Origin of the sequence: Mycobacterium kansasii ATCC 12478, assembly GCF_000157895.3 — a bacterium.
GTDB classification, from domain to species: domain Bacteria; phylum Actinomycetota; class Actinomycetes; order Mycobacteriales; family Mycobacteriaceae; genus Mycobacterium; species Mycobacterium kansasii.
Map to the genome: position 1 here is coordinate 3,110,223 of NC_022663.1, position 18,833 is coordinate 3,129,055.

Annotated in this window: 17 protein-coding genes and 1 pseudogene; 8 read left to right on the plus strand and 10 right to left on the minus strand. The window is 66.3% G+C overall.

Translation table 11 applies throughout. The annotated features are described in order from the left end of the window. Positions 1-31: 31 nt before the first annotated feature. The 4 genes from MKAN_RS13555 (at position 32) to MKAN_RS13575 (ending at position 6,108) form a co-directional block, all read left to right on the plus strand. Positions 32-979: an exported repetitive protein gene (locus tag MKAN_RS13555; RefSeq protein ID WP_023368869.1), complete on the plus strand. Its 948-nt coding sequence runs from the start codon at positions 32-34 to the stop codon at positions 977-979. A 174-nt stretch (positions 980-1,153) separates the two neighbouring features. Continuing rightward, the gene (locus MKAN_RS13560) at positions 1,154-2,794 is read left to right on the plus strand and encodes an LGFP repeat-containing protein (protein ID WP_178131776.1); all 1,641 of its coding nucleotides are present in this window, start codon (positions 1,154-1,156) and stop codon (positions 2,792-2,794) included. Between the two features lie 21 nt (positions 2,795-2,815). Beyond that, positions 2,816-4,759 (plus strand): spermine/spermidine synthase domain-containing protein, encoded by a 1,944-nt coding sequence (locus tag MKAN_RS32000; protein WP_063477161.1) that lies wholly within the window; start codon positions 2,816-2,818, stop codon positions 4,757-4,759. A 26-nt stretch (positions 4,760-4,785) separates the two neighbouring features. After that, positions 4,786-6,108: an MFS transporter gene (locus MKAN_RS13575; protein WP_023368871.1), complete on the plus strand. Its 1,323-nt coding sequence runs from the start codon at positions 4,786-4,788 to the stop codon at positions 6,106-6,108. A 32-nt stretch (positions 6,109-6,140) separates the two neighbouring features. On the opposite strand, the gene MKAN_RS13580 is transcribed toward MKAN_RS13575, so the two are convergent. The 7 genes and pseudogenes from MKAN_RS13580 to MKAN_RS13610 form a co-directional block, all read right to left on the minus strand. Next, positions 6,141-6,596, minus strand: coding sequence for a DUF350 domain-containing protein (locus MKAN_RS13580; protein WP_023368872.1), 456 nt, complete (start codon positions 6,594-6,596; stop codon positions 6,141-6,143). Positions 6,597-6,630: 34 nt separating this feature from the next. Then, entirely contained in the window at positions 6,631-7,797 is a 1,167-nt protein-coding gene (locus tag MKAN_RS13585; protein WP_023368873.1) for a glutathionylspermidine synthase family protein, read from the minus strand. Beyond that, positions 7,794-8,552: a hypothetical protein gene (locus MKAN_RS13590; protein WP_023368874.1), complete on the minus strand. Its 759-nt coding sequence runs from the start codon at positions 8,550-8,552 to the stop codon at positions 7,794-7,796. The genes MKAN_RS13585 and MKAN_RS13590 overlap by 4 nt, the downstream gene beginning before the upstream one ends. A gap of 121 nt (positions 8,553-8,673) precedes the next feature. Next, the gene (locus tag MKAN_RS13595) at positions 8,674-9,501 is read right to left on the minus strand and encodes a Cof-type HAD-IIB family hydrolase (RefSeq protein ID WP_036395118.1); all 828 of its coding nucleotides are present in this window, start codon (positions 9,499-9,501) and stop codon (positions 8,674-8,676) included. Positions 9,502-9,575: 74 nt separating this feature from the next. Further along, positions 9,576-10,349, minus strand: a pseudogene (locus MKAN_RS13600) (lysophospholipid acyltransferase family protein); the annotation flags it as partial. A gap of 22 nt (positions 10,350-10,371) precedes the next feature. Continuing rightward, complete coding sequence (locus MKAN_RS13605) at positions 10,372-11,127, minus strand: lysophospholipid acyltransferase family protein (RefSeq protein WP_023368877.1); 756 nt, start codon at positions 11,125-11,127, stop codon at positions 10,372-10,374. 3 nt (positions 11,128-11,130) lie between these two features. Further along, a complete protein-coding gene (locus tag MKAN_RS13610; RefSeq protein WP_023368878.1) occupies positions 11,131-11,910 on the minus strand; it encodes a lysophospholipid acyltransferase family protein in 780 nt (259 codons plus the stop codon). A 93-nt stretch (positions 11,911-12,003) separates the two neighbouring features. Between MKAN_RS13610 and MKAN_RS13615 the strand changes: the two genes are divergently transcribed. From MKAN_RS13615 to MKAN_RS13625, 3 genes are all read left to right on the plus strand, one after another. Next, the gene (locus MKAN_RS13615; protein WP_023368879.1) at positions 12,004-12,738 is read left to right on the plus strand and encodes an aminoglycoside phosphotransferase APH(3'); all 735 of its coding nucleotides are present in this window, start codon (positions 12,004-12,006) and stop codon (positions 12,736-12,738) included. A gap of 72 nt (positions 12,739-12,810) precedes the next feature. Then, on the plus strand, positions 12,811-14,361 hold the full coding sequence (locus MKAN_RS13620; RefSeq protein WP_023368880.1) for an MBL fold metallo-hydrolase: 1,551 nt from the start codon (positions 12,811-12,813) through the stop codon (positions 14,359-14,361). Next, positions 14,358-14,690, plus strand: coding sequence for a hypothetical protein (locus MKAN_RS13625; protein WP_023368881.1), 333 nt, complete (start codon positions 14,358-14,360; stop codon positions 14,688-14,690). The genes MKAN_RS13620 and MKAN_RS13625 overlap by 4 nt, the downstream gene beginning before the upstream one ends. Positions 14,691-14,759: 69 nt before the next feature. Here MKAN_RS13625 and MKAN_RS13630 read toward each other — a convergent pair whose 3' ends face one another. Continuing rightward, complete coding sequence (locus MKAN_RS13630; protein WP_023368882.1) at positions 14,760-16,316, minus strand: phytoene desaturase family protein; 1,557 nt, start codon at positions 16,314-16,316, stop codon at positions 14,760-14,762. Between the two features lie 49 nt (positions 16,317-16,365). Then, positions 16,366-16,992, minus strand: a complete 627-nt coding sequence (locus tag MKAN_RS13635; protein WP_023368883.1) for a TetR/AcrR family transcriptional regulator — start codon at positions 16,990-16,992, stop codon at positions 16,366-16,368. Positions 16,993-17,060: 68 nt separating this feature from the next. Here MKAN_RS13635 and MKAN_RS13640 point away from each other — a divergent pair, with 68 nt between their 5' ends. Continuing rightward, positions 17,061-17,540: a DUF2834 domain-containing protein gene (locus MKAN_RS13640; protein ID WP_023368884.1), complete on the plus strand. Its 480-nt coding sequence runs from the start codon at positions 17,061-17,063 to the stop codon at positions 17,538-17,540. An 8-nt stretch (positions 17,541-17,548) separates the two neighbouring features. On the opposite strand, the gene serS is transcribed toward MKAN_RS13640, so the two are convergent. Further along, on the minus strand, positions 17,549-18,811 hold the full coding sequence (gene serS / locus MKAN_RS13645) for a serine--tRNA ligase (RefSeq protein ID WP_023368885.1): 1,263 nt from the start codon (positions 18,809-18,811) through the stop codon (positions 17,549-17,551). Between the last annotated feature and the right edge of the window lie 22 nt (positions 18,812-18,833).

Consider the following 18,833-nt stretch of genomic DNA (forward strand, 5'->3'; position numbering starts at 1 on the left):
GCGATAAATAGTCCAGATTGAGGAGACTTCCGTGCCGAATCGACGCCGACGCAAGCTCTCGACCACCATGAGCGCAGTCGCGGCCCTGGCAGTTGCGAGTCCTTGTGCATACTTTCTCGTTTACGAATCGACCGCGGGAAGCAAACCGCCCGAGCACCACGAGTTTGTCCGGGCGGCAAGCGTGGCCGATTTGCCCGGCGAGCTGATGTCGGCCCTGTCGCAAGGGCTTTCGCAGTTCGGCATCAACCTGCCGCCGGTGCCGAGCCTGACCGGCGGCAGTGCCGCCGGCACCGACCTGACCAGTCCTGGCCTGACCAGTCCGGGCCTGACCAGCCCTGGCCTCACCAGCCCGGGGCTGACCAGTCCGGGTCTCACCAGCCCGGGTCTCACCAGCCCGGGCCTGACCAGTCCGACGGGTTTGACGCCGTCGACGCCGGGATCGCTGGCCCTGCCGGGTACCACGTTGCCGCCACCGACGCCGGGGACAGCGGTGAATCCCGCGCTGACCAGCCCCACCGGAGCCACACCGGGTCTGACCAGCCCCACGGGGCTCGACCCGGCACTCGGCGGCGCCAACGAGATTCCCATCACGACGCCCGCCAGCCTGGACCCGGGGGCCGACGGAACCTACCCGATCCTGGGAGACCCGTCGTTGGGCTACGGACCGGGTACCGGCTACGGGCCGGCCACCAGCCCGATCGGCACCGGCGGCGGTGGTCTCGGCGGCAGCAGCGGCGGTGGCGGGCTCCTCAACGACGTGATGCAGGCAGCCAATCAGCTGGGCGCAGGGCAGGCCATCGACCTGTTGAAAGGCGTACTGATGCCGTCCATCATGCAGGCCATCCAGAACGGCGGCGCGGCGGCACCTGCGGCTGGCGCACCCGCCGCCGGCCTGCCCGCCGCGGTTCCGCCAGCAGTGCCGGCGGCCGCCGCACCGGTGGTGGCACCACCGGCAGCGCCGACCACGCCGATCGCCTGACGGCCCGGCAGCCCACAAGAAAAACCTCGGGACCTGTCACCTGACGACACCGCAGAGTAGCCCCGGACGGGAGACCGCCCAGCACGTCATCACTCTGCGGTGTCGTCGACAGGTTTTCACGGAAATACCGTGTCGCCTCATGTGAAACATTAGACACACAAGTAACATCACCTGGTGGCGTCCCGCAGCCGTGCCCCGACAATGCTGGTCACCGCTGTCGCGGCCACGGTGGTCATCGTCTCGTGGGTGCTCAACCGTCCTCCGCACAGCACCCATGAGCGACCTCCGGCGCAGGACACCCAGCTGGTGGAGAAGCCGCTGATCGGCCTCGGCGGCGGCGTCACGGTGCGTGAACTGACTCAGGACACACCGTTTTCACTGGTCGCACTGACCGGTGACCTGGCCGGCACCTCGACGCGCGTGCGCGCCAAGCGCCCCGACGGGTCGTGGGGGCCGTGGTACCAGGCCGAGTATGAAACCGCGGCACCCGATGCACCGGGCCCGGATCCGGCTGACGCCGGTGCGGGGCCACGCAGCACCGATCCGGTGTTCGTCGGCAGCACCACGACGGTCCAGATCGCGGTCACCCGCCCGGTCGATGCGCCGGTGACCCAGGCGCCGGTTACTGCCGAAGCGAACCCGGCCGAGCTGGGCTATCGTCCGGCCACCAAGGAGCAGCCGTTCGGGCAGAACATCTCCGCGATCCTCATCTCGCCACCGCAGGCGCCGGCCCGAACGCAATGGACACCACCGACCGGGGTCACCATGCCCGGCCAGGCGCCCCCCATCATCAGCCGTGCCGAATGGGGAGCCGACGAATCACTACGCTGCGGCAGCCCGCAATACGACCGGGCGGTTCGTGCCGCGGTGGTCCACCACACCGCCGGCAGCAACGACTATTCGCCCCTGGAGTCGGCCGGAATCGTCAAGGCGATCTACACGTATCACAGCAAGACGCTGGGCTGGTGCGACATCGCCTACAACGCGCTCGTCGACAAGTACGGCCAGGTGTTCGAGGGCAGCGCCGGGGGCCTCACCAAACCGGTCGAGGCATTCCATACCGGCGGATTCAACCGCGACACCTGGGGCGTGGCGATGATCGGCAATTTCGACGACGTGGCGCCGACGCCGCTGCAACTGCGCGCCGTCGGGCGGCTGCTCGGCTGGCGGCTGGGCATGGACGACGTGGACCCCAAGGGCACCGTGGAACTGGAGTCTGCCGGCAGCTCCTACACCACCTTTCCGGCAGGCGCGATAGCGCGGCTGCCGGCCATCTTCACCCACCGCGACGTCGGCAACACCGACTGCCCGGGCAATGCCGGTTACGCCCTGATGGATGAAATCCGCGACATCGCCGCACATTTCAACGATCCCCCCGAGGAGTTGCTGAAAGCGCTGGAGGGCGGCGTGATCTACGAACGCTGGCAGGCGCTGGGCGGGATGAACAGCGTGCTGGGCGCACCGACCTCGCCGGAGGCCGAGGCGGCCGGGGCGGCGCGGTACGTAACCTTCGCCAAGGGAGCGATGTACTGGTCACCCGAAACCGGCGCGCAGCCGGTCACCGGTGCGATTTACGACGCCTGGGCTTCGCTGAGCTACGAACGCGGGCCGCTTGGCCTGCCGACCAGCGCAGAGATACAGGAGCCGCTGCGGATCACGCAGAACTTCCAGCACGGAGTGTTGAACTTCGAACGGCTCACCGGCAACATCACCGAGGTCGTCGACGGGATCACAACACCGCTGTCGACCCAACCCCCGAGCGGCCCCACGGTACCTCCCGAACACTTCTCGCTCCCAACCCATCCGGTGAACTGAGGTCCGGCTACTCTGCGTCGTGTGCGCGAGACGCCATATCTGACGATCGATCTGGCGCGGGTGCGCGACAACCTTCAGGCGCTGCGAGCCGCCCTGCCGGAGGCTTCGATTCGCTATGCGGTCAAAGCGAATCCGGGCGAACCTGTGCTGCGCCTGCTCGCGGGCGAAGGCGCCGAATTTGATGTTGCTTCGGTCGGCGAGATCGACGCGTGCCGGTTGGCCGGTATCGACGGTAGCCGGCTGGCGTTCGGCAACACCATCAAGAAGCCGGCCGCGGTCGGCCATGCGTATGCCAGCGGGGTGCGGCGGTTCGTGTTCGACACCCATGAGGGTTTGGCGGCGATCGCCGAGCATGCTCCCGGAGCCAGCGTGGAATGCCGTATCGCGCCGGCGTTTCCGTCGTCGGTAACGCCGTTCGGGCACAAATTCGGGTGCGCTCCGGACGCGGCCGCGGGCCTGCTGACGCGTGCCCGGCGACTGGGATTGCGCCCGGTCGCCATCGCCTTCCACGTCGGTTCCCAACAACTCGACCCCGCAGCGTGGGATCTTGGGATACGTTGTTGTGCCGACATTTTCGAACAGCTTGGGGGCGCGTTGGAGGTCAACGCCGGGGGTGGTTTCCCGGTCCCGTATGCGACGGTTGCGCCGCAGCTGCCGGTCCTTGCTGACGCCATTACTTCGGCGCTGACGCGCTATTTCGGCGCCGATCGTCCCCGGCTCGTGGTAGAGCCGGGCCGGTTGCTCGTCGGTTCGGCGGGCATCATTGCCGCCGAGGTGGTCTCGGTGCGAACCGGTACCGACGGCCGGCGTTGGGTGTACCTCGACATCGGCCGTTACGGCGGTCTTGCCGAGACCGAGAACGAATACATCCGATATCGCCTGCGGACCGATCGTGACGGCGACCCTGCCGCCGATGCCGTGGTGGCCGGACCGACCTGCGACGGCGACGACGTGCTGTACCGCAGCTATGCCCTTCCGGTGACGCTGCGCGCCGGTGATGGTGTCCAGATCGAGGACGCCGGGGCGTACGCCGCGAGCTACGCGTCGGTGGAATTCAATGGATTTCCCCCGCTGCCAACGTATTTCATGAACGGCACCGGACCCGGCGCAGCCCGTGCGATCGTCGAGGAGCTGGCGCCGGGACTGAGCCGACATTGGCAGGTCGACGAAGTCATCTGCGATGTGCGTACCGAGTTCCAGGAATTGGTGATCGGGCGAACGGCGCAGGGTGTCGCATTGTTCAGCGGCGGCGAACGGCAGAGCACCGAGTTCAGCCAGCTCGTGTATCACGAGGCGTTGCTGGTCCCGGCAATGCTGCTGGCAGACAAGATCGAGCGGGTGCTGGTCATCGGCTCCGGCGAAGGCGTGGTGAGTCAGCTGGCCGTCGCGGCCGGGGCAACGCATGTCGATCACGTCGACATCGATCGCGATGCCGTTCGGCTCTGCGCCGAGCATCTGCCCTACGGCTACACGGTCAGCGAATTGCACCGGGCCGAAAGCGGTTTAGGCCCGATCACCGTGCATTACCGCGACGGATGGGAGTTCGTGGAGCGGTCCACCCAAGCCTACGACATCGTCGTGGTTGACCTCCCCGACGAGGGTGGCGTGCCAGCTCAGCACAACCGTCTGTACGACGCCGATTTCCTGCGGATGTGCCGGGCTATCGGTGGGGTTGTCGTTTCCCAGGCCGGCTGCCCAACCCTGTGGCGCAACGACTCGTTACGCCGGTCGTGGCGGCGCTTTCATGAAACCTTTTGTGCGGTAGTCTATTTCGGTAGCGATGAGCACGAATGGGCGTTCTTGTGTGGGATGTCCGGACCTGTTTACCAAGATCCCGTCGCTCTGATGGCGAAACGATTGCCGGGGTTGGCCTACCGCCCACGCACCATCGATGCCGGCTCGCTCGTGGGGTGCACCGTTGCACCCAAGGCGCTGCGGACTTTCTCCAACCCCAAGTTCCGCTGACTAAGTTCGGTCTAAAGTGCGGTGTCGTGATCGGAGCTGGCAGCAGGGCGATCGGACTGGCTCGACCGTTGCTGGCCCGCGGATTGATCGCGGCTGCTACCGCAGCGTTTGCGACGATGTGGCGCTACGCCGGCTTCGCCTTCACCAATTCTGCGTTTCTCACCGGACTGCTCGACACCGCGTATACGTTGGCGTTCGCGATTGCGTCCTATTGGTTGACGATCCGCCGCGCCCCGCTGTCGGGGCGCACCGTGATCGTGGCGAGTGGGCTGATATCGGCGGCGGTCATCATGGTGATGGCGCTGTTGACACCACTGCACGCGTACCTCTGGCTACTCCTGCCTACCGTCGTCGTCGGCGTGGTCTTGGGCGTGATCTACCCGGCCTGGTACTCGCAGCTGCGGCGTGGTCGCGATAGTAATGAGCTGTATCGACAGCTCGGGCCTTACGAGGCCGTCCGCGTGGTGGCCATCCTGATCGGTACCGCAGGCATCGGCCTGGTCGCACACGTGCTGGGTTTGGAGCCTGCCACCTTGATGATCGCGGCCGTCTTCGCAGTCGGCGGCTCGGTGGCTCTGACCTTCCCAAGATCAGATCCGGACGACATCCCGGCGCCGCAGCAGACCGAGACTCCTCCGCGTCCGGCCGATAGGGAGATCGATCACCGGGTCCGGCTCTTGTTTGGGCTGCTGGCCGCCCTGCAGCTGATGCTGGCGCCGATCGTCGCGGTAACGCCCGTGCTCGCAGTCGAAGGTATCGACGGCGGCGTCGCTCATGTAGGCCTGTTGTTCGACCTGTACAGCGCCGGAGGTGTGCTGCAGTTTGTGACGACGAGGGCAGCGGCGCATGGCATCGGAGTCCGTGTCCTGGTGTCGGCGCCGCTAGCCTTGATGCTGGGGTCCGCGACTGCGGCGTCGGTGTTGGATGACATGGTCAGCGCCGCGTTCTTGATGGTCTCGTTCGGTTTCGGGGTCGCATCGATAGGCACGTTGATCAACGCCGAGATCCAATCGTCGGTCCACGAGTCGGAGCGGGATCAGCACGTCGCGACATTCGCGCTCATCTTGTCGGTAGCTTTCGCGGTCGGCAGCGGCCTGTGGGGACTGGCCGCCGACTTCCTGCCGGTGCCGACCATCGCCATCATCACGACCGTCTCGACCGCCGTGATCGCAGCCCTGCTGCTGGTCTCATGGCGGCGAGTGAGCGGCCGGTGGAGTAAATCCGGTGATCCCGGGCGCTGCACCAGAGAGGCGGGCGGGATTGTGTCAGCAGCCACCTACCGGCTTAAGCGCACCGTCTTCGGCTGGCACGGCGGCCGGAAGCTCACCACTGCGACCTTCGTCGGCTGATCGGGCAACCCGGACCCCGTCGGCCCGACCCGTCAAAGAATCGCCACCGCAACCACGATGCCCAACGCGAACTGCGCCGCGGCCACGATAAGACACTCGTAGCTGTAGTCGTCGGCCTGGAACAACGTGTCCATGTCGATGCCGATGACCAGGGTCGCGATCCGCATCATCACCACCTGCGCGGCGATGCCCACGATGCCGAAGGTCGCCGACGCCAGCAGCCCCTCGGCCAGCCTCCCCGACGACGAGTAGATCGCCAGCACCACGATCAGCGCCATGCTGACCATTCCTGCGGCGGCCACGATGATGGCGTTGGGTTTTCCGGCGCGAACCATCTTGCGCAGCGGCCCGGGCGTCGTGAAGTCGATCGCATGAAACCCGATGATCATCAGCAGCAGGCCCAGAATCGAATACAAGACGACGGCACTGACCCCGCGGCCGAGCCAACTCCAGTAGTCCGGATGCAGCGCCTCGATGGTTGTCGTCACAGCAGATCAGCTCCGTTCAGTTCAGCGGCAAGGTTCATTTCAGCGGAATCCGGTGTGGGACAAACGCAGCGCCATCGTCGGTGACCAGTCCGGCGGTCTCACGAATACCGAGACCAGCCGACGAGTCACCGACGATCCATGCGCCCAACGCGGGGCGCATATCGTCGAATTCCGGTAGCGGATCGAGCAATTGGTAGACGAAGCCCTCTTCGCCGTAGACACCGCCGGTGGCGGTCTCCATGCCGGCGCCGACGATAGTGATGTTGGCGCCTTCACGGCCCAGCTTGGGTTTGCGAACGTATTCGGTGAGTTCATGCGGGTCGTCGAGGTAGGCGGGCAGCAGGTTCGGGTGCCCGGGATACATCTGCCACAACACCGCCAGGATCGCCTTGTTGGACAGCAGCGCCTTCCACAGCGGTTCTATCCACATCGTCTGCGGCAGGCTGGATACCACGTGCTGGCCGAACTCGTCATCGAGCACCCATTCCCAGGGATGCAGTTTGAAGATGGCCTCGATCGGCGCCTCTTCCAGATCGACGAATCGCCGCAGGGCGGCATCCCAGCCGACGTCCTCGATCATCAAGCCGACGGTCTGGAAACCGGCTTCCGCCGCGGTTTCCTGCAGGTACGTCGTCGTGATCTGGTCTTCGCCGGTTGCTTCCACGCCGGACCAGGTGAAGTGCAGTTCGTTGCCGGGCAACAGATCGGCGACCGCCTTCCAGCGGTCGACGAGCTGTTCGTGCAACGAGTTCCACTGGTCGTCGCCGGGGAACTTGTCCTTGAGCCAGTACCACTGCAGGATTGCGGCCTCGAGCAGTGTGGTCGGGGTGTCGGCGTTGTATTCGAGCAGCACGGCCGGCCGGCGTCCGTCGTAACGTAAGTCGAAGCGGCCGTACACATGTGGGTCGGAGCGCCGCCACGATTCGGCGATGAATGGCCAACTCCATTCGGGCAGACCAAAATCGGCGTATCGCTCCATCAGGACCACCTGCTCGACGGCGTTGAGGCACATCGAGTGCAGCAGTTCGACGTCGGCTTCCAACGCCAGGATCTCGTCCATGTCGAACTCGTAGTACACCGATTCGTCCCAGTACGGTCGGTCGGCACCGGACGCATCGCGCGCCGGCGTGCCGTAAACCAGGCCTTGCGATTCGACGATCGAGCGCCAGTTGGGACGCGGCTGTGTCCTGCCGCGCTTCACGAGCCGCTGCTCCCGCCGCCGCCCTTGCCGCCGCTGCCGCCGAGCCCGCCACGCGAAATGGTGGTGCCGGACTTCGTGGTGATCGTGGCACCCTTCGGCGCCACCGTGGTGCCCCCGCTGGGCCGTTGACCCACCGTCCCGGAACTGCCGTAGTAGTACCGGTATTGGTGGCCGCCGTAGAAGAAGAAGCCGTTGAGACCCGCGGTGTGGCCCGTGCAGTAGCTGTCGGGGACTATCACCGGTTGACCATTCGGGTCGTCCTGGACGCACTGGGCGGTGACATGCTCCGGAGTCAGCAACCAGTACCCGAGGCCGGCCACCAGACCCACTACCCCGACGGCGGCCGCGGCACCCATCAGAACGCGTTTTTGCTTGGCGCGCTTGGCCTCCGCCTCGCGCCGAGCCTCTTCGAGCTCGCGCTGCTTGTCCTCGTACTTCCGCCGCGCCCGCAGCTCGGCGGGCGTCGGGGGACGCGGCCGCGTCGTTTCCGCGTCCTGGTACTGGATGCTGCCGCCGGCCCGGCGCCTGACCGGTGCGTCCCCTGCCGATTCGACGTCCGGCGCGCGCGGCGTCTCGTCCGACCCGGTAGCGGCGACGGGCTCGTTCTCCGCCACCGGCCGCGCCTCGTCGGACCGCTCGGCAGCCCCGGCGGGCTCGTCCTCCGGCGCCGGTTGCCCGTCCTCGCGCCGCCCGGCTGGCTCGTTCTGGTCGTCGTCGGGTCGGCTACCTACGGGTGGGTTTGGTTCCGACCCCACTAGCGCTCCTCCGGTCCGGGTAACTGGCCCGGCGTGGCGACACACTTTCCGCCCAGGCGGCCAGTATCAGGCTGGTACGCCGGCACGCGGGCAGTCTTCCACATCAGCGGTGCCGTCCGGATCAGGACCACCAGCGCTCCAGCACCCGCGCGACGCCGTCGTCGTTGTTGGCAGCGGTGACCTCGTTGGCGGCGGCCCGGGCGTCGGGATGCGCATTGCCCATCGCCACCCCCAGGCCGGCCCGCAGCAGCATCGGCACGTCGTTGGGCATGTCGCCGAAAGCCACCACGCCCGCGTCGGCAATCCCCAGCGGCCGGCCGATCTCCTGCACACCGGTGGCCTTGCTGATGCCCCGCGGGACCACCTCGACAAGCCCGTTGTTGGTCGAATAGGTGATCTCACCTTCGGACCCGACATGTTTGGCCAACTGCGCCACCATCTCCGCGCTGGTGGCGCCGGTCTTGCGGATCAGCAGCTTGATCGCCGGCGCGCTGAGTAGATCTTCGATCGACACCTGGGTGTGGTCCGGGTTCAGCCAGGCATGCTCGTAGCCCGGCGAACTGACGAACTGTGGTGTCGCCGTGTCGTGCGCGCGATCGCCGATGCGCTCGACGGCCAGCCCGGAACCGGGGATGACCCGCCGGGCGATCTCGGCCAGGGCGGCCAGGGCATCCACTGAGAGGGTGTGCGCCGACACCACCCGGTCGGTGGCGGGGTCATAGATGACCGCGCCGTTGGCGCACACCGCCATGGGCGCAAAACCGAGTGCGTCGACAACCGGCCGCACCCACCGCGGCGGCCGCCCGGTGGCCAGGATGAACGTCGCTCCGCCGGCGACCGCGGCGCGCACCGCCGCACGGGTGCGCGCGGTGACCGTTTCCTCGTCGTTGAGCAGGGTGCCGTCGACGTCGCATGCGATCAGCGTCGGCGGGCCCGGCGGCGTCGTCAGCGCGGTACGCCTTTGTGACTGGGCGCGGTCACGCCGTGATGCCCGCGCCGGCGCGCCCGCTGGGCCAGTTCGGCAATTCTGCTGCGACTCGGCGATGTCATGCGGGCCTGTTCACGCTGTCGCGCTCGCTCAGCCAGTTCGGCAATGCGGAAGGCCGTCGACTCCTCCGGACTCGGCGCACTGCCACCGAGCCGCCGGGGCACCCAGTACTCGCCCGGCGGATGCGGATACTGCTCCTGCACCCAGTACAACATCGATTCCATCGCTTGGCGCAGCGTGGCGATGAGCGTTTCCACGTCGCCCTGCGGCCGCAACGCCGGCCCGATCGAGACGGTGATCGGAACCTTGTTACGCAACAGGTTTCGCGGATGATCTTTGGGCCAGATCCGGTGCGCGCCCCAGACGATCATGGGAACGATCGGCACCTGCGCGTCGAGCGCCATCCGCGCCGCCCCGGTCTTGAACTCCCGCAGTTCCAGGCTGCGGCTGATGGTCGCCTCCGGGTGCAGTCCGACCAGTTCACCTTCGCGTAGCCGCTGCACCGCCACCGCATAGGCGTTGGCTCCCTCCGAGCGGTCCACCGGGATCAGCTGGGTGTGCTTGATCACGTAGTTGACCGCTTTCACCTCCTGCATTTCGGCCTTGATCATGAACCGCAGCCGTCGCCTGCGCAGCTTGGCGGCGATCGAGGCGGGAATCCAGTCCACATAACTGGTGTGGTTGAGGGCGATCAAGGCGCCGCCACGCTCAGGAATGTTCTCCAGGCCGTAGTAGGTGATCTTGTTTCCGTTGGCCGCGACAATCGATGGGACAAGAAACTCCATCATGCGGAAAAATGGCTCTGCCATTTCTTATGTTCTCCTTCCACCGCTAGCGCGACTGATGCGGTGTACGGCCGGCGGCTTTCGCCGCCGCCTCGTCAGCATCCAACTGAGCCGCCTCGGCCGGCGTCGGCGCACCGCCACCGAGTCGGCGCGGCACCCAGTGCGCACCGGGCGGATGGCGATACCCTTCCTGCACCTGGTGCAGCAGCCCGGTCATCGCCTCCCGCAGAGCAGCATCGGTCTGCGCGATATCGCCGCGGGCCGGAAACGGCGGTCCCACCTGCACAATGACCGGCACCTTGGTGCGTCCAATGCGGCGGGGATGGCCTTTGGTCCAGATCCGCTGGGCACCCCAAACAATAACGGGAACAATCGGCACGTCTGCCTCGAGCGCCATCCGGGCGGCCCCGGACTTGAACTCTTTGAGCTCGAAGCTGCGGCTGATCGTCGCCTCCGGATAGACGCCGACCAGTTCACCTTCCCGAAGCCGCTGTACCGCCACCGCGTAAGCGCCGGCACCGGCACCCCGGTCCACCGGGATAGTCCGGGTGCGCTTGATCAAGAAATTGACCGCCTTCACCCGCTGCATCTCGGCTTTGATCATGTATCGCATCCGGCGCCGCCGACGATTCATGGCCAGTGCGGCCGGCAGCCAGTCGACATAGCTGGTGTGGTTGACAACGACCACGGCGCCGCCCCGCGCGGGCACGTTTTCCACACCGAGATAGGTGATCCGGGTTCCGGTCGCCAGCACCAGCAACTTGGCCAGGATCTCCAGGGTGCGGTAGGTCGGCTCGGCCATGGGTCACTGCTCCGCGGCCCCGGCCGGATCGGCGCGCTGCGCACGGCGAGCCGCCTTCTCCGCCGCCTCCTGCGCATCCATCCGGGCCGCCTCAGCCAGCGATGGCGCACCGCCGCCCAGCCGGTGCGGTACCCAGAACTCACCGGCCGGATGTGGTCCGTACAGCTTCTGCGCCCGTTCCAGCAAATGCTGCATCCGCGAGTGCAGCAACCTGTTCAGTTCGGCGGTGCCCAGTGTCGGTTCGATCGGTTCGCCGACGACGACGGCGATCGGCACCTTCGGACGCAACAGTTTTTTGGGGTGGCCCTTCGTCCAGATCCGTTGTGCGCCCCACACGATGTGGGGAACGATCGGCACGCCGGCCTCAACCGCCATCCGCGCGGCACCCGACTTGAATTCCTTGATCTCGAAACTGCGGCTGATCGTGGCCTCTGGATAGACGCCGACCAGCTCACCATCTTTGAGCATCCGGACCGCCGCCTCGTAAGAGGCGGCGCCCTCCTGCCGGTCTACCGGGATGTGGCGCAGCCGACGCATGATCGGACCGGTGACCTTGTGGTCGAAGACTTCCTGTTTGGCCATGAACCGCACCTTGCGCCCGAGGCCCTGCTGATAAGCGGGCAAACCTGCGAAGGTGAAGTCGAGGTATCCCGTGTGGTTGATCGCGACGACTGCGCCACCGCTGGCCGGTACATTCTCCACACCGCTGACGGTGATCCGGAGACCCTGGATGCGCCAGGTCAAGCGGGCAAGCTGAATGATAGTCCCGTATACCGGCTCCACAGCTGTCCAGCCTAGTGCTCCGGGCCGCCAGGGCTGAAGCCGGAAATGAGAGGCCCGGAAAAGAGGGGCAAAGAGAGGCGGCCTTCCCTTCCCATGTCTTTCCCGACGTCACCGCCTTCCGTGCCTGCGGTTGTCCGCAGATTTGCTGCCGGCCGGCGTGTACGCGCAGTCTGGACCAATGAACTCGGCGGCGTCACCTTCCGGATCGGTCCCGGCACCGAATTCGTCAAGGTAGCCGGAGTGGGCACGGTCGACTTCGCCGACGAAGCGCGGCGGTTGCGCTGGGCGGCGCAGTACACCCCGGTGCCATCGGTATTGGGTTTCGGCCTCGACGGGGACCGGGCATGGCTGCGCACCGGTGGGCTGCCCGGTGTTTCGGCTGTGCACCCTCGCTGGCTGGCGGCACCTGACGTGGCGGTGCGGGCGATTGCTGAGGGGTTGCGCACACTGCACGACACGCTGCCGGTCTCGTCGTGTCCGTTCGATTGGTCGGCGGCCGGCCGGTTGGCTCGGCTTTCGCCGGCCTGGCGGGCAAAGCTCGGCGACCCCCCGCCGGTCGATCGGGTGGTGGTCTGTCACGGCGACGCGTGTTCGCCCAACACGCTGATCGATGAGCACGGCCGGTGCTGCGGACATGTCGACGTCGACGCCATGGGCGTGGCCGATCGGTGGGCCGACCTCGCGGTGGCGACGCTGTCGCTGGGCTGGAACTACCCCGGGCGGGGCTGGGACACGATGTTCTTCGAAGCCTACGGAGTCGAGCCGGACCCGCCGCGCCTGGATTACTACCGACGGTTGTGGCAGACCGAAGATTTCGACGCAAGCTAAGCTCGATGCTGCATTTCGCGCCCCCAGGCGCGCAGCAGGTACATCTCCTCTGAGCGGCACGGAAAGGTATTTGTGCAGGTCACCAGCGTCGGCCACGCCGGCTTTCTGATCCAGACCCACGCGGGCAGCATTCTGTGCGACCCATGGCTCAATCCGGCTTACTTCACTTCCTGGTTCCCGTTTCCCGACAACAGCGCACTGGACTGGGGCGCCGTGGGCGACTGTGACTATCTGTACGTCTCCCACCTCCACAAGGACCATTTCGACGCGGAGAACCTGCGGGCCAACGTCAACAAGGACGCGGTGGTGCTGCTGCCCGACTTTCCGGTGCCCGATCTGCGAAATGAGCTGGAGAAGTTAGGGTTTCACCGTTTCTTCGACACCACCGACTCGGTAAAGCACCGGCTCAGCGGGCCCAAGGGCGAACTGGACATCATGATCATCGCGCTGCGAGCCCCGGCCGACGGTCCGATCGGGGACTCGGCACTGGTGGTTTCCGATGGCGAGACGACGGCATTCAACATGAACGATGCCCGTCCGATCGATTTGGACGTGCTCGCATCGGAGTTCGGCCCGATCGACGTGCACATGCTGCAGTATTCGGGCGCCATCTGGTACCCGATGGTCTACGACATGCCGGTGCGCGCCAAGGAAGCTTTCGGCACCCAGAAGCGGCAGCGCGGGATGGACCGGGCTCGCCAGTACATCGCGCAGGTCGGGGCTACCTGGGTGATTCCGTCGGCCGGACCACCGTGCTTCTTGGACCCCGAATTGCGCCACCTCAACGACGACGGCAGCGACTCGGCCAACATCTTCCCCGACCAGATGGTGTTCTTGGACCAGATGCGCACCCACGGCCACGATCGCGGCCTGCTGATGATTCCGGGATCGGTCGCGGATTTTGCCGGCGCGGAGCTGAATTCGCTGAAGCATCCACTGCCCGTCGAAGATGTCGAAGCCATTTTCACCACCGGCAAGGCGAAGTACATCGCCGACTATGCCGAACGGATGGCGCCGGTCGTCGCGGCCGAACGGGCAAGGTGGGCCTCCGCCGGCGGTGAGCCGCTGCTGGAACCGCTGCGCGCGCTGTTCGAACCGATCATGATGCAGAGCGACCAGATCTGCGACGGCATCGGCTACCCGGTGGAACTGGTCCTGGGGCCCGAGACCGTCGTCTTGGACTTTCCGAAACGGACGGTGCGCGAACGCATTCCCGACGAAAAGGCGCGCTACGGGTTCGCGATCGCGCCGGAGCTGGTGCGCACCGTACTGCGCGACCGGGAACCCGACTGGGTCAACACCATCTTCTTGTCGACCCGGTTTCGGGCCTGGCGAGTCGGCGGCTACAACGAATACCTCTACACGTTCTTCAAGTGTCTTACCGACGAGCGGATCACCTACGCCGACGGCTGGTTCGCCGAGACTCACGACGACAGCGCATCGATCACCCTGGACGGCTGGGAGATTCAACGGCGCTGCCCCCATCTGAAAGCCGATCTTTCGAAATTCGGTGTGGTGGAAGGCAACACGTTGACCTGCAACCTGCACGGGTGGCAATGGCGGCTGGACGACGGACGCTGCCTGACCACCCGCGGCCACCAGTTGCGGAGTTCGAAAACATGATGCAGTTCTACGACGACGGCGTGGTTCAGCTGGACCGTGCCGCGCTCACGTTGCGCCGGTACCACTTTCCGTCTGGCACGGCCAAGGTCATCGCGTTAGACGACATCCGCGGCTACAAGGCCGAGCCCCTGGGCCTGCTCACCCACCGGTTCCGTATCTGGGGCAGCTCGGACCTGCAGCGCTGGCTACCGCTGGACGTCAACCGGCCGCTCAAGTCGACGTTGATCACCCTGGACATACCGGGGGCGCGGTGGAAACCTGCCTTCACGCCCGGGCGCCCGGACGATTTCGTCGCACTGCTGGACGAGCTGCTCGGACAGCGCGGTTAACCCCTCGCCGAACGTGAAGCCACCGCGAGATTTTCGCGATTTTTTCGCGCTGAGAGCACCTTCGGCGAGTTACCAGCCCGCCAGCGCCGCACGGCCGGCGTTGAAGCCCGGGATGAACGTGATTCCGGGGCCGCCGTGGCATCCCGCGCTGCCCAGGTACAGCCCGTCGATCGGAATAGGCTGCCCGATATAGCCTTTCGGCCCCGGTCGGTTTTGGCCGATCTGGTTGGGATGCAACAGCCCGTGGCAGTAGTCGCCGCCGGGCGCGCCGAACATCACCCCCATGTGCTTGGGCGTGAAGGTGGTATGCCTGGTGATGCTGCCGGCGAAATTCGGTGCCAGGCGGGTGATCTTGTCGATCACCCGCTGACCCATGTCGACCTTGGCCTGACCGTAATCCGCCCCGCCCTCGATCGGGAACCACATGGCAAACGCCGACGCGGCGTGCTTGCCCTCCGGAGCCAGCTGCGGATCGTGCAGTGACGGAATCTGCAGCACGACGGTCGGGTCGGCCGGCACAATTCCGCGACGGCACTCCTCCCACTGCTGCTGCACCTCCTCCGGGGTGCAGAAGATGCCGATCGATGCCTGCATGGCCGGGTCATTGAGCGCCTGGTACGGCGCGGCAAAACTGGGAGTCTCGTCCAGAGCGAAGTGCATCTGCAGGTAGCTGCCGCGGTGATCGATGCGCGCGTATCTTTCCCGGATGTCGGCGGGCAGCGCCGCAGGATCGATCAGCTCCTCGACCGTGACGTCCGGCGCGATGGCCGAGACCACGATCGGGGCGCTCAGTATGTCGCCTGTCTCCGTGCGCACGCCGCTCACCCGGCCGCCCTCGACCCGGATCTCGGCCACCTTGGATCGCAACCGGACCTCGCCACCGTGGCTCTCCAACAGCCGGCACAGATGCGCGGTCAGCGCCCCGATGCCGCCGCACAGCTTCTTCATCTGCACGAAGTCGCCGTCGGGGATGCCGAGTCCGAAGGCCAGTGCGGCGGCGCTGCCCGGCGTGGCCGGCCCGCGGTAGATGGTGTTGACGGCCAGCACCGTCATGGAGCCGCGCAAGGCGGCGTGCTTTTCGCGGTCCGGCAGGTAGCGGTCCAGCACGTCGGTGACCGACCCGAACAGCATGTCGTCGATGGATGAGCGCTCGAATTCGTTTGTGGCGCAGGCATACATCTCGTCGAAGGTCTTCGGCAGGGTACCAGCCTCGAAGCGTCCCAGCGCCCGCGTCGGCGCCTGGCTCCACGCCAGCAGCCCCGCCATTCCGGTGACCGCATCCGCTCCGTGTACCTCGTTGAGGTGAGCGAACATCTTCACCGGGTCGGTGTACTGGACCAGTGGATCGTCGCCGATACCGCGCAGCGCCACCGACATCACGTCCAGGTCGACCGTCGGCAAGGTATCGAGGCCCAATTCGCTCACCACCGCCGCCGACGTGGGGAACTGCACCGAGCCGGCGATCTCGAACCTGTACCCGTCGAACAGCTCGACGGTGGCGGCCATCCCGCCGGCGTAGCGCTTGGCCTCCAGGCACACCGTTCGCAGCCCCGCCCGCTGCAGCAGCACCGCCGCGGTCAGCCCGTTGTGCCCGGCGCCGATGACTATGGCGTCGTAATCAGACATGCTCCTGCCTCCCGCAAGGCACGCTGGCATGGATGCGATTTTTTGTCAATTATGACGAAACTTGGCCGGGAACCCACGCCTCGGTGATCCCGGCCCGCAGCGATTCCAGGGCCGTATGACACATCCGCGCCAACTCACCGAGCGACCGCTCATCAGCGAGCATCCACACCTCCATCGCGCCGAACACGGCCGCGGCGATACACCTCGCCGTCACCGCCACCCGCAACCGCTGGTCCGGAGTCGGGTCAACCACGCAGCTACGGCGTTGCAGCTGCCCGGCGATTGCCTCGGCGAAGTCGGCCTGGACGTCACGAATATGCCGGACGATGCGCCCGGGGTCGAGTTCCTCACCCCGCAACGCGGCGATTTTGGTCACCGCTTCCACGTCATAGGGAAACGCGAAGACGGCCGCCCGCACGGAATCGATGATCGGCTCGTCGGCCGGCCTGGCGTCCAGGGCCGTGCGAAACCAGTGCAGCCCGGTGTAGTCGGCAAACAACAAATCGTGCTTGGAGTGGAAGTGGCGGTAGAACGTCCGCAGCGATACCCCGGCGTCCGCCGCGATCTGTTCGGCCGAGGTGTCCGCCACGCCCTGGGCCAGAAATCGCACCAGCGCGGCTTGACGCAACGCCTCCCGGGTGCGTTCGCTGCGCGCCGTCTGAGCTGGCCGGACCATGGCAGTAACGTACCAAGGATCATTATGACAATATTGACAAAACTTTCCGGTGCGATGAGACTGCGGCCATGGTATCGCTGGTTGTCCACGCGCTACTCGGGCTTGCCGTCGTCGCTTGGATCGTGGCGTCGAACCCCAAGGTCTACGCGAAACCGGCGGGCGGGGCCTGGCTGTCGCCGCTGGAATGCGTGTATTACACCGCCGGCATCGCCTCGATCGTGTTGGGCTGGTACTTCAACATCCACTTCATGCTCGACGCACACGGTCAAGGCAACCTGGTCTCAGGACCGGGCAGCTACCCGAACTTCCTTCGGCTGCAATTCGCAAACCCGGCGGCGGGCTCCGGCAATCAGGACTACCTGATCGCGAATGTCGTTCTGCTACCGGTGTTTACCATCGTCGACGGCTATCGGCGAGGTCTGAAACGTCCGTGGCTGTTCTTTGTGGCCAGTTTCTTCACCAGCTTCGCCTTCCCGCTCGCCTGCTACTTCGCCACCATCGAACGCCAGCGCCGGCACGAACGATCGCGCCATACCATCAACGCCTAGCCCAACGCCTAGACGCAGCGAGGTTCGAGCACCTCGGTACCGACAAACGGGACCAGCGCCGCGGGCACCCGCACGCTGCCGTCGGGCTGCTGGTGGTTCTCCAGTATGGCGACCAGCCAGCGGGTGGTGCCCAGCGTGCCGTTGAGCGTCGCCGCGATCCGCGGCTTGCCGTCGGCGTCGCGGTAGCGAATCGCCAGGCGGCGCGCCTGAAAAGTAGTGCAGTTGGACGTCGAGGTCAGCTCGCGGTAGGCGCCCTGAGTCGGAACCCACGCCTCGCAGTCGAACTTGCGCGCCGCCGACGAGCCGAGATCGCCCGCGGCCACGTCGATGACCCGATACGGCACCTCGATCAGGGCCAGCATCTCGCGCTGCCAGCCCAATAGCCGCTGATGTTCGGCCTCAGCGTCGCCGGGTGTGCAGTAGATGAAGCCCTCCACCTTGTCGAACTGGTGCACTCGAATGATGCCGCGGGTGTCCTTGCCGTAGCTGCCGGCCTCGCGCCGGAAGCACGACGACCACCCCGCGTAACGCAGCGGCCCGGCGGCCAGGTCCAGAATCTCGCCCGAATGGTAGCCGGCCAGCGGCACTTCCGAGGTGCCCACCAGGTAGAGGTCGTCGGCCTCCAACCGGTACACCTCCTCGGCATGGGCGCCCAGGAATCCGGTGCCCGCCATCACCTCCGGGCGCACCAGCACCGGCGGAATCATCGGGATGAAGCCGTTGTCGACGGCCAGCCGCAGCGCCAGCTGCAGCAGCCCCAACTGCAGCAGCGCACCCCGCCCGGTCAGGAAGTAGAACCGCGATCCGGACACTTTGGCACCGCGTTGCATGTCGATGAGACCCAGCGCCTCACCAAGTTCCAGATGATCCTTCGGGTCGGCCAGCTCCACCGGCTCGCCGACGACGTCGAGCACGGCGTAGTCGTCTTCGCCACCGGCGGGAACGCCGTCCAGCACGACATTGGGGATCGCCAGGTGCGCCGCGGTGAACGCCGCCTCGGTCTCGGTTTGGTTCGCTTCGGCGGTCTTGACCTGTTCGGCAAGGTCTTTCGCGCGCTGCAGCAGCGCGGGCCGCTCGTCCGGTGACGCGCCGCCCACACTCTTACTTGCGGCCTTCTGTTCGGCGCGCAGCGCATCCGCGGCCGCGATCGTTCTGCGCCGCGCGGCGTCGGCTGTCAACAGCGCGTCCACCAGCGACGGGTCTTCGCCGCGACTGAGTTGGGAGCGGCGCACGGCGTCGGGGTCTTCCCGGAGCAGCTTCAGGTCGATCACGGGCGCAAGACTACTTTTGACC